Consider the following 10,696-nt stretch of genomic DNA (forward strand, 5'->3'; position numbering starts at 1 on the left):
ACGACAACACCAAGCCCGCATCAGTCACTACAAACGACGCGGACACAGCCCATAGAACTGGCCACCCATCAGCACAAACACCGTTGCAGTACTAGGTCGCGGCGGCCAGTTCGGTGAGGTCGAGGCGTGTGCGTTTGGGCCGGTGCTCGGGCCGGATGATCTGGTCGGCGGTCTGGGGCGGCACTCAGGTCGTCGTTCAGGCGCCGCTGTTGTTCACCGGACGGCTGAGTCCGGGCTTCGGATGCTCAGGGCTTCCGGTTCTGGATGCGGACGATCGCTGCGGCGATCGCCGCGATCCCGCTGCCGAGCGTGCCTGCCGCAGGGACCGCAGCACCGTGGTCGACAGCAGCGCCGGTGCCCGGTAGACCGCGACCGCCGGCTGAGCGTGCGCGGCTCCCGGTGGCTCAGGGACCAATGCGCTGGCTACGGCAACGGGTGGTCCCCGGCTGAGCGTGCGCGGCTCCCGGTGGCTCAGGGACCAATGCGCTGGCTACGGCAACGGGTGGTCGGTGGTGGCCGTGGCCCCGGTCAAGGTGCTGTCGATGGTCATCAGCAGCAAGCCCGGGACGAGGTAGGCAATGTAGTCGGAGCGGTCCGCGCCACCGTCGCCGATGCCCGCGCTCATTGTCGGGGTACTCGGCAAAGTGCTACGAGAATCTTGCCGGAGCCACTTTCCTGTGTACGCCGACACCCATTACATCTCCGAAGATGTAGGCCGGTGGCGGGGTGGTGCGACGGGGTGTGTACGTGGCTGTCTGCTGGCGATCGAGCGTGGTTCAGGTGGTGGTGTCGGGGGTTGTTTCGGGTTTCGTGTGGAGGATGTCGCGGGCCTGTTCTGCGGCGCGGGCGATGCTTTCGGAGACGAAATCCAGGAAGCGGGCGATGTTCTCGAGGCGGGCGCCGGCTGGGGTGTCGGGGCCGAGGACGCTGATGCCCTGCCGTGAGGTTTCGACGAGTTGGGCGGTGGAGCGGGCGCTGGCCATCATCGACTGGTACCAGACGTCGTCGTCGACGATGTAGCGCTCGCGGCGGCGTTCGTCGCGTTCTCTGCGGACCATGCCCTGGCTCTCGAGGAACGTGATTGCTTTGGAGATGGATGCCGGGCTGACCTGGAGGCGCTGGGCGAGTTCGGCTGCGGTGAGGCTGCCGGTGTCGGTGAGGGTGAGGCAGGCCATCACCCGGGACATCATCAGGGGTGCGCCGGAAGCCATGATGACGGTGGTGAACACTTCCTCGTACTCGCGCACGGCTTCGGCATCGCGTCCGTAGGGCTGCGGGGGTGTCTGCGCCTCGCGGGGTGCGGCCTTCCTGCGGCGGTGGGCGCGGTGTTCGGTGGCGCGGTGGGCCACTTCGGCGCGGTAGGCGGTGGGGCCGCCGTTGCGCATCACCTCGCGCGTGATCGTCGAGGTGGGGCGGTCCAGACGTCGGGCGATCTCGGCGTAGGCGAGGCCGTCGGCCAGTCCCAGTGCGATCTGCTGGCGTTCTTGCTGGGTGAGCCTGCCTCCCGGCATCGCGGTCTCCTTCGTGGCATGGGCGTGGCCCTGTGGTGGCTGGTGTGCCGACTATAGCGTTCACTCTCAATTCATTGCAACACGCTACACATGAAGGCGTTGCGTTATGCGCGAGGTCATTGCATCAACTTTGCCGTATCCACCTGCATCGATGGGATTTTGGCGCAACATATCTGTTGTGAGATCTATGAATGCAACGTAGCTTTTCCTCTATCGGAAAGAGCGGGCCGAAGGGGCGCGCGATACCGGAGAAGGAGAGCATGATGCAGAAGTTCGACACCCCCGCTGCCGTCCAGGCCGTCCTCGACATCCCCGCGGGACGCATCCAGTTCATCGCCGCCGACCGCACCGACACCACCGTCGAGGTCCTGCCCGCCAACGCCGCCAAGAGCCGCGACGTCAAGGCTGCCGAACAGACCGAAGTCACCTACGCCGACGGCGTCCTGCGGATCCAGGCCCCGCAAGCGAAGAACCGGATCCTTGGCAACTCCGGATTCGTCGAGGTCACCGTCCAACTGCCCGCCGGCTCCCGCATCGAGGCGAAGGCGGCCGCCGCCGAGTTCCGCGGCGTGGGACGGTTCGGCGATGTCGCCTTCGACGGCGGCTACGGCTCGGTCAAGCTGGATGAGGCCACCAGCGTCCGCCTCACCGGACTCGACGCCCACATCACGGTCGGCCGCCTGAACGGTCCCGGCGAGATCAGCACACAGCGGGGCAACGTGAACATCACCGAGGCCGTGCGCGGGCACCTCACGCTGAACACCCAGCAGGGCGACATCACCGTCGGTGCGGCTCGCGGCGTCTCCGCCTCCCTGGACGCCGGCACCAGCTACGGCCGGATCGACAACGCGCTGAAGAACAGCGACGGCACGCCCGGTCTGACCATTAAGGCGACCACCTCCCAGGGTGACATCGCCGCCCGCAGCCTCTGAATCCTGCAGTCTTTGAAGGAGCTCTCCTCATGACCGACTTGGCTATCGCGGCGCACGGGTTGCGCAAGTCCTACGGTGACAAGACCGTCCTCGACGGGATCGACCTGACCGTCCCGGAAGGCACGGTCTTCTCTCTGCTCGGCCCGAACGGCGCCGGCAAGACCACCGCCGTAAAGATCCTGTCCACCCTCGTCTCCGCCGACGCCGGCGACCTGCACGTCGGCGGTCACGACCTGGCCGCCGAACCGCAGGCCGTACGTGCCGCGATCGGTGTCACGGGGCAGTTCTCCGCCGTCGACGGCCTGATCACCGGCGAGGAGAACATGCTCCTCATGGCCGACCTGCACCACCTCTCCCGCAGCGAGGGACGGCGCACCGCCGCCGAGCTGCTGGAGCGCCTCGACCTGGTCGAGGCGGCGAAGAAGCCGGCCTCCACCTACTCCGGCGGCATGAAACGCCGCCTCGACATCGCGATGACCCTCGTCGGCAACCCCCGGATCATCTTCCTGGACGAGCCGACCACCGGCCTCGACCCGCGCTCGCGGCACAACATGTGGGGCATCATCCGTGAACTGGTCACCGATGGCGTCACCGTCTTCCTCACCACCCAGTACCTGGAAGAGGCCGACGAACTCGCGGACCGGATCGCTGTGTTGAACGACGGGAAGATCGCCGCCCAGGGCACGGCCGAGGAACTGAAGCGGCTCATCCCCGGCGGACACGTCCGCCTGCGCTTCACCGACCCCGCCGCCTACCAGAACGCAGCCGGGACCCTCAACGAGGCGACCCGCAACGACGAGGCGCTGTCGCTGCAGATCCCCAGCGACGGCAGCCAGCGCGAACTGCGCTCCATCCTCGACTGGCTGGACTCGGCCGGCATCGAGGCCGACGAGCTGACCGTGCACACCCCCGACCTCGACGACGTCTTCTTCGCCCTCACCCCCACCACCGTGCCCACCCAGCCCAAGGAGACCGTCCGATGAGTTCCCTCTCCCTCGCCGTGCGCGACTCGTCCACGATGCTGCGCCGCAACCTCCTGCACGCCCGCCGCTATCCCTCGCTCACCCTGAACCTGCTGCTGACCCCGGTCATGCTGCTACTGCTGTTCGTCTACATCTTCGGCGACACCATGAGCGGGGGCACGGGCCGATCCGCCTACATCGCCTACATCGTCCCGGGCATCCTGCTGATGACCATCGGCTCCACCACCATCGGCACCGCCGTGTCGGTCTCCACCGACATGAACGAAGGCATCATCGCCCGCTTCCGCACCATGGCCATCCACCGCAGCTCCATCCTCTTCGGCCACGTCGTCGGCAGCGTCCTGCAGACCATCATCAGCGTGATCCTCGTCGGCGCCATCGGTGTGGCCATGGGCTTCCGCTCCACCGATGCCACCGTCCTGGAATGGCTGGCAGCCTTTGGCCTGCTCGCCTTCTTCGCCCTGGCCTTCACCTGGATCGCGGTCGGCATGGGCTTGGGCAGCCCCAACGCGGAGGCGGCCAGCAACAACGCCATGCCGCTGATCCTGCTGCCCCTCATCTCCAGTGCCTTCGTCCCCCTGAACAGCATGCCGGGCTGGTTCCAGCCGATCGCCGAGTACCAGCCCTTCACCCCCGCCATCGAGACCCTGCGCGGACTTCTCCTCGGGACCGAGATCGGCAACAACTGGTGGATCGCCCTCGCCTGGTGCCTGGGCCTGACCATCCTCGGCTACCGCTGGTCCAAGGCACAGTTCAACCGCGACCCCAAGTAACCGCCATGACAGCGAGGGCCACCCCCGCCACCCCAAACCACTCCAGGGCGGCGTACACCGACACTGCGTCGGTCGTGCGCCGCCCCTTTCGCGTCCACGAACGACGTGGATGCACAGCCACTGGTGGGGCGGACTGCTCACCGACGTCCCCGCCGACACCATCACCGAGACCGGCACACGCACCTACGCACTCAGTGAGCTGATGGTCCGCACACCGTGGCAAAAGACCGGCACCGCCCGGCGGCTGCACGACGCGCTACCCGCCCCACGCCCCGAGGAGCGCGCCACGCTCCTGGTCGTCCAGGATCACCCCAAGGTTCATGCGCTGTACCAGTCATGGGGCTGGCAGACCTTGGGCGACCTGCGCCCGAGCATCCCGGACGCGCCGCTCTTCCACGCCATGCTGCTGGGCCTCCCTCAACACTAACCGCGGGCCTGGCGCAGGTCTGCAGCCAGCTCACGGTTCTGCTGGGCGTAGACGCGGTGTTCTTCGGCCAGGGACGGCTCGGCCGTGACCAACTGGTCGTAGACGACGGCTAGCGCATCACTGACCTGCGCTGCGACGGTGCGGTTGTCGGCGCGATGACGAAGTCGTTGTCCTCGTCCTCCTCGGCGTGGAGACGTTCGTACTCCGCGTACAGCCTCTCTGCTCGCTTGTTCAGTGTGTTGCAGCGGGCCTGCAGTGCGGTTCCGGGGGCACGCAAGGCGTTTTCGTATGCCTGGGAGCCTGGGAAGCGAGTGGCGTCCAGACCGGAGGTGACGGCGGGCGGCTGGTTGGGGCGGAGGCGTGCATGCAGTCCATCGACTTCGGCGGCATAGTCGAGTGTACGCCTGGTGCCGCCCCTAAGCGCGGTGCGCCCGTTGGCTGCCCAGTCCTGGACATCCTCGCGCCATCTCTCGTGGGCGGACCGGCGGGTGGTGCTCGTGGCCTCGCCGATCTGGTCCCACGTTGTGCCGCCCTCGCGCTCGGCGATGACGGCGCGTCTGACCACGGCCTTGGCCCTATGGAACAGGTCGAGGGCGGTGCGGAGCAGGTCGCCGGGGGCGGGGTCCGCGGTGACTGGCATGGCATCGGCCGCACGGCGCGGGCAGATTGGTGGCGACGGCGAGTGCGACGCGGGATTCATCCCGGGGGGACAGGTGCGCGGCGCAACGTCGTCGACGGACGTGGCATTGGTGTCTGTGGTGGTTGTCATGGCGTCAGGGTTGCCCTGATGGCTTCGTACACGAGAACGGGCATCGTTTGTCGATATGCCCGGGGCGACCGCCGAGGCTCGTCAACCGCGTCGGCGCCGGGGGAGAGCTGGGCTGGCACGCGGCCTCGCGCAGCGGCGCACGCGGACTCTGGGCCCTCCGCGAACCGGTCGGCGTCCCGCCTGGACAGGCTCGGGAACCGTTCCCTCGGATCCTGCGTGACCTCTTGTGTTGCCGGCTGGTGGTGAGGGGACCGAATGAGAGCTCGGACGATGGTGAGCGTGGCGGTATCAACCTGTGTGGCGCTGGTGGCGTGCGCGTGCGGTCCGGAGAAATCGAAGCAGGACACGGACGCGAAGCCTTCGCAGCCGTCCGCGTCTACGCGGGCCGAAGAGCCGTCGGCCACGCCGTCCGTGTCCGCTCGGCCCGAGAAGCCGTCGGCCGAGCCAACCGGCGACCAGCCCGCGCCCAGGACGAAGGAGGGTGCGATCCAGCGGTACGAGCAATACCTCCACGCCCTGGGCCGTGAGGACATCGACACGGTCTGCGAAGTGGCCGGGCCCGCCGCGAAGAAGGCACAGGACCAGGGGCTCGGCCCGTGCACGTCGACGTACGCCGTCGTGGTCCAGATGATCTCGCCTGCGCAGAAGAAGGCCCTGCAAACCGCGACGGTCGACCCGCAGCGCATCGCCGTACGCACGCCCGACAGGATCGAGATGCCGGTCGAAGCGGTCAGGGCTTCCGCAACCTTCTCTGAGAGCGACCTCGGCAGCTACACCCTGGAGTACCTCAAGAACGATTGGTACATCATCGACTGAACCCGACGCGCCGTACGCGGAGCCACCCGACGGACGGCTCCGCGCGCACGCCACCCGGGTGCCGGTCGGCCGGCACCCGCCGACGACCTTCAGCCCGCACCGTGCTGTCGGCTGTCTCCGCCCCCGTATCTGGCCGAGCCCGGCGCGCCCCGGGCCGCCCGCCGCCGACCGCGAGGCTGGTGGTCGCCGATTGTCGCTCCCCGGACAGCCTCCCACCGAGTGAGTCTTCCGCCGAGCCCGTGCACCATACGTGTTGCGCCCGTGATGGCCGTCCTGGCGGCTTGACTTGGCGACCGCATCGCAGAGGAAGAACGGCAGCGGAGGCAACTCAGGGCATTCCCCGGTCAGTGGCCCCCCAACGGTTCGCCGGGCCGTGACGGTTACTCCCGAACCCATCCACATTGACCAAGCAGCGGGGCTACGCGGTGACTCCCGAAGCCATCGACAAATGACTCCCGTTCTCGGGCTCTGGTCCACTTCGTGTGGTCGCGTGACTCTCGGTTACGCCAACAGGACTCGTTTGCGCAGGAGCTCGAATCCTGCGCGGCCGAACATCTGGCGCTTGAGTATCTTGATCCGGTTGACATGACCCTCCACGATGCCGGAGTTCCAGGGCAGTGTGAGGCCCGCGGTGACGGCGTCGAGGTCGCGTTCGAGGTGTTGGGCGAAGCTCCGGAGGCTGGGCAGTTCGGTGGTGGAGGTGGCCGCTTCGATCCAGGTCGGCAACTGGTCGCCCTGGAGGTGAGCGACCATGTGCCCGAAGGAGCGCACGTGCTCGGCAAGTGCCTTCAGCTCGGGGCAATTGGCCAGGACGGCTTTGAGGTGGAGCCGGTCGCCTTCGGGTAGGGCGTCGGGGTGGGTGAGGATCCAGCGCGTAACGGCCCGGGCCGACGGCGGGCGGGGGCCGACCGGTTGTGGTTTGCCGCGAAGCGTCCTGCTGACGTAGGCACGGACACTGGCGTAGCCGCGGGGATAACCCTGTTCCCTGATCTCCTCCCACAGTTTCCAGGCGTTGGTGCAGCCTTCCTGCCAACGCTGATCGAGGTAGGGCTTGTAGTCATCGAGCCTGGTCGCACGGCTTTGCCACTGCCCGGTGAACATCTCCTCCACAGTAGCGGCACGGGAGAAACGCAAGATCGTGTTGAGGGTCATCCCGAGCTGCCGGGCGAAGGACCACTTGCTGTGCCCGGCGGTGAGGAGAGCGTGGATGGTGGCGTGCTTGGCGCGGGTGCGTTCGGCGAACCGGTGCCCTGTCGGCCAGGGCGACGCAGCTGGCTCCGCCTCTTCCTGCGGTTCCTCAGGCTGGGCCGGCGTGGGACGCAAGCAGCTACGGTGCCGGTAGACGCACTTCTCGGCGGCTTCGCCCAGGTTGTGCCAGAGATGCCATCGGTCGGCGACCTGGAGGGCCTGCGGGGCGCCGCGGGTGGCACCTTCGGCGAAGAAGGGCGCCCGGTCACGGCAGACGATCTCGATGCTGGGCCGCTCGGCGAGCCAGGCCGCGAGCGTGTCCGCCTCCCGATCGGGAAGGAGGTCGACCGGGCGACGTGTCTCGACGTCGACGAGCACGGTTCCGTAGACACGGCCCTTGCGCTGGGCGTACTCGTCCACGCCGACCACGCGGGGTGCGGTGGCGGGGTCCGGAAGCGAGGCGATCAGCCTCAACAGGGTGTTCCGGCTGACCGGAACCTTGAAGGCGTCCGTCATCCGGGCGCCGGCCCGGCCCGCGAGCGCAAGACCGACCGACACCAGCGTCGACCGCAGCCGCTCGGTCCGTCGCCCGAACCTGCGGGTGAGACCGGGTACTTGCTCGGCGAAGGTCATGCGCTCGCAGGATTCCTCCTCGCAGACGAACCTGCCAACCCGCAACGACACCACGACGAACTTGCCCGCCGTCGGCAGATCACGAGGAAATCGCAGGTAGGAGCCGTGTATTCGTCCCGACCAGCACCCGCACCCCGGACAGGCCGCCCGCCCTGCGGTCGTACGGGCCTCGACCCGGACGACCGTGTCGATCACCTCGACCGATTCCACCAACACGCCCTCGACCGAGGAGAACAGCAGCTCGTTCAACTGCGGCAGCACTTCGTTCACGGCGAAGGACTGTTGACCACACCACCGTCCAGCCAGGCGATTTTCGGGCGAACTTTAGTGGTCGTAGGCGGTCAGTGCGCGCATGACTGGCTGGCCGCGCATGAACCTGGCTCCACTCATCAGGCCCCCTTGGAATCGATCATCTAGGGAACCGGGAGGCGCTCTACCGGCGGACCGCCGAGATCAGTCCGCCGGGCCGCTCCTCGCGCTGCGGCGGGGTGCTGATCGGGCGGCCGTAGGCGGCAGCGCGCTCGCGCAGGGTGTGGCTGTCGGCCTCCCAGCCGTGCCCGGCCAGCCAGCCCACCGGGTCGTCGGGCATCTCCGAGATCCACATGGACGCCGCCGATCCCGGCGCGGCGTCCGCGCCGAAGCGCTCGATCACGCCGCGCGAGCCCAATGTCAGCCCCACCCGACTGCCTGCCGCCGACTGCGTGCTGATCCGGGCCAGCAGTAGCTCCACTGCATCCTCGGGCAGATAGATCAGTAGTCCTTCGGCGATCCATGCGGTCGGCATGGCCGGGTCGTGCCCTGCGGCGGCCAGCGCGCCTGGCCAGTCCTCACGCAGATCCACCGCGACGGTGATCCGCTCGCAGCGTGCGACGGCCCGCTCCTGGCGCAGCACCGAAGCCTTGAAGTCCAGTGGCGCGGCGGTGTCGACCTCGAACAGCCGGGTGCCCTCGGGCCAGTCCATCCGGAAGGCCCGGCTGTCCATGCCGGCGCCGAGCAGCACGACCTGCCGGACCCCGGACGCGGCGGCCTGCTGCAACAGGTCGTCGAGGAACTTCGTCCTGATGACGATGGAGAACGACACGGCCAGCCGGCGGCGTCGCGCGGCCTCGTCATCGGGCAGCGGCGGCGAGGAAAGCCACAGGCCGCCAGCGGTGGCGAAGGCCTGTGCCAGTGGGTCGCGGAACAGCGCGTTCTCCCGCTCGGTCTCCAGCGCCCGCACCCTGGCCGCCCCCACCGCCGTGGCCCACACTCCCGACGGCTGCACCCGCTCCTGCTCATCAGTCACCGCGCCAGCCTAGAAGACTGCTGAAGATCTGGTGTTCTGGCCCCGGCTTGGTGGAGTCGGGGCCAGTCTTGTAGGTATGCAGGGAAAATGGGCTGGGGAGCTGGTCGGGCCGGATGTGTGGGAAACCTGCCGGGAGTTGATCCCGGCAGGCAGTGTGTTCGCGTTTCTGGCCGAACATCGCGAGGTGCTGTTCCCGCCGGGGATGTTCGCGGACATGTATCCGTCGTCCAACGGCCGTCCGAGTCTGCCGCCGCAGGTGCTGGCCGCGACGGTGGTGCTGCAGAGCCCGCAGGGGCTTTCGGACTTCGAGACCGTCCAGGAGTTGCGGTGTGATCTGCGGTGGAAGGCCGCCTGCGGGCTCGGCCTGTACGACAGCGCGTTTGATCCGTCGCTGCTGACGTACTTACGGGGCGGGACCGCGCGGCGCGGGGCGCGGTCCGAACGCATCCGGCCCAGCACCTGCACCGGCAGATCCTTCAGCAGGAAGGCCAGCCGGGGCACGTCGTATCCGGCGTCCACCACGATCAGAACGTCCGGATCGCCGTCTTTCCACTGCCCGGCGGCCATCAGCCGCTCGACGAGCTCACGCATCTGCCCGGCCGTGACGGTGGCGGCATCATCCCCCGGGGCCGGACGCAGTGCGTCCAGCGGTGCGGTCCATGAACTGCGACCGGTCTCCAGCGCGCAGATCACCGAGTACGGCCGGCCGGGGACAGGGATGTGCTGGTCCTTGCCCCGTCCGTAGGTGTGGCAAAGGACTCGTTGTGGTGAGGTGTGCACGCTCGGCCGCAGCCAGCAGGTGATGTCGGCGGCCAGCACCAGGCGGCCGTCCGCCGCCCGCGGCAAAGACACCGCGGCCAGGGCCCGCCGCAGCCTGCTGACATCGACCTGGCCCGCGGCCAGAGCGTCGTGGAGCCCACCGTGCCCGCGACGGCGTTCGCCCACCAGCGACAGCTCCACCAGCGACCGGACCGGACCATCCGCACACAACACGGCGTCCGCAAGCTCGAACAGCGCATCCGCACGCCTGGTCAGGCAGGAGTAGAACTCACCCCGGAAGCGTGACAGTTCCGCAAACGGATCCTGCCGGACAGCGTGATGCAACAGACTCATTCCCACGGCCTTCGTGCTGGGTATGTGTGTTCCTTGGTCGGAGCACATGCTCAGCCGAAGGCCGCCTGCACGTACGGCAGTTACCAGTCCGAGTGATCAAGTACGACGAGTCGTTCGACCTCCGAGGTTAAAGATCAAGCTAGAAGGCTCATGAAGATCTTGGGTTTTGGACCTGCTGCGTGAGTGGCAGGGCCAGACTCGTCATGTGGCGATGGGTGAGTGGGTCGGTGAGACCGTCGGGCCGGACGTGTGGGAGACGTGTCGGG

Annotated in this window: 9 protein-coding genes and 3 pseudogenes; 6 read left to right on the forward strand and 6 right to left on the reverse strand. The window is 68.0% G+C overall.

Translation table 11 applies throughout. The features are described 5' to 3' along the window. Positions 1-511 precede the first annotated feature (511 nt). Positions 512-625, reverse strand: a pseudogene (locus ACGFU7_RS46455) (ABC transporter permease); the annotation flags it as partial. A 151-nt stretch (positions 626-776) separates the two neighbouring features. Next, positions 777-1,511, reverse strand: coding sequence for a helix-turn-helix domain-containing protein (locus ACGFU7_RS46460; RefSeq protein WP_393704708.1), 735 nt, complete (start codon positions 1,509-1,511; stop codon positions 777-779). Between the two features lie 263 nt (positions 1,512-1,774). Between ACGFU7_RS46460 and ACGFU7_RS46465 the strand changes: the two genes are divergently transcribed. The 4 genes from ACGFU7_RS46465 (at position 1,775) to ACGFU7_RS46480 (ending at position 4,626) form a co-directional block, all read left to right on the forward strand. Then, positions 1,775-2,443 (forward strand): DUF4097 family beta strand repeat-containing protein, encoded by a 669-nt coding sequence (locus ACGFU7_RS46465; RefSeq protein WP_393704719.1) that lies wholly within the window; start codon positions 1,775-1,777, stop codon positions 2,441-2,443. A 29-nt stretch (positions 2,444-2,472) separates the two neighbouring features. Continuing rightward, positions 2,473-3,426, forward strand: coding sequence for an ATP-binding cassette domain-containing protein (locus ACGFU7_RS46470; RefSeq protein ID WP_393704710.1), 954 nt, complete (start codon positions 2,473-2,475; stop codon positions 3,424-3,426). Further along, on the forward strand, positions 3,423-4,199 hold the full coding sequence (locus ACGFU7_RS46475) for an ABC transporter permease (protein WP_393704711.1): 777 nt from the start codon (positions 3,423-3,425) through the stop codon (positions 4,197-4,199). Before ACGFU7_RS46470 ends, ACGFU7_RS46475 begins: the two co-directional genes overlap by 4 nt. 109 nt (positions 4,200-4,308) lie before the next feature. Beyond that, positions 4,309-4,626, forward strand: coding sequence for a hypothetical protein (locus tag ACGFU7_RS46480; protein WP_393704712.1), 318 nt, complete (start codon positions 4,309-4,311; stop codon positions 4,624-4,626). Positions 4,627-4,735: 109 nt separating this feature from the next. On the opposite strand, the gene ACGFU7_RS46485 is transcribed toward ACGFU7_RS46480, so the two are convergent. After that, the gene (locus ACGFU7_RS46485) at positions 4,736-5,266 is read right to left on the reverse strand and encodes a hypothetical protein (protein ID WP_393704714.1); all 531 of its coding nucleotides are present in this window, start codon (positions 5,264-5,266) and stop codon (positions 4,736-4,738) included. Between the two features lie 408 nt (positions 5,267-5,674). On the opposite strand from ACGFU7_RS46485, the gene ACGFU7_RS46490 reads away from it, so the two are divergent. After that, positions 5,675-6,211 (forward strand): hypothetical protein, encoded by a 537-nt coding sequence (locus ACGFU7_RS46490; RefSeq protein ID WP_393704715.1) that lies wholly within the window; start codon positions 5,675-5,677, stop codon positions 6,209-6,211. A gap of 501 nt (positions 6,212-6,712) precedes the next feature. Here ACGFU7_RS46490 and ACGFU7_RS46495 read toward each other — a convergent pair. Both ACGFU7_RS46495 and ACGFU7_RS46500 read right to left on the reverse strand, forming a co-directional pair. Then, the gene (locus ACGFU7_RS46495) at positions 6,713-8,302 is read right to left on the reverse strand and encodes an ISL3 family transposase (protein WP_393704717.1); all 1,590 of its coding nucleotides are present in this window, start codon (positions 8,300-8,302) and stop codon (positions 6,713-6,715) included. Between the two features lie 163 nt (positions 8,303-8,465). Further along, positions 8,466-9,317 carry a class I SAM-dependent methyltransferase gene (locus tag ACGFU7_RS46500; protein ID WP_393704718.1) on the reverse strand — a complete coding sequence of 284 codons (852 nt, stop codon included), beginning with the start codon at positions 9,315-9,317 and terminating at the stop codon, positions 8,466-8,468. Between the two features lie 214 nt (positions 9,318-9,531). On the opposite strand from ACGFU7_RS46500, the pseudogene ACGFU7_RS46505 reads away from it, so the two are divergent. Then, positions 9,532-9,666 (forward strand): annotated as a pseudogene (locus ACGFU7_RS46505) (transposase); the annotation flags it as partial. A gap of 53 nt (positions 9,667-9,719) precedes the next feature. Here ACGFU7_RS46505 and ACGFU7_RS46510 read toward each other — a convergent pair. Beyond that, positions 9,720-10,430, reverse strand: a pseudogene (locus tag ACGFU7_RS46510) (transposase); the annotation flags it as partial. Positions 10,431-10,696: the final 266 nt, after the last annotated feature.

Origin of the sequence: Streptomyces sp. NPDC048473, assembly GCF_043200155.1 — a bacterium.
Lineage (GTDB): Bacteria > Actinomycetota > Actinomycetes > Streptomycetales > Streptomycetaceae > Streptomyces.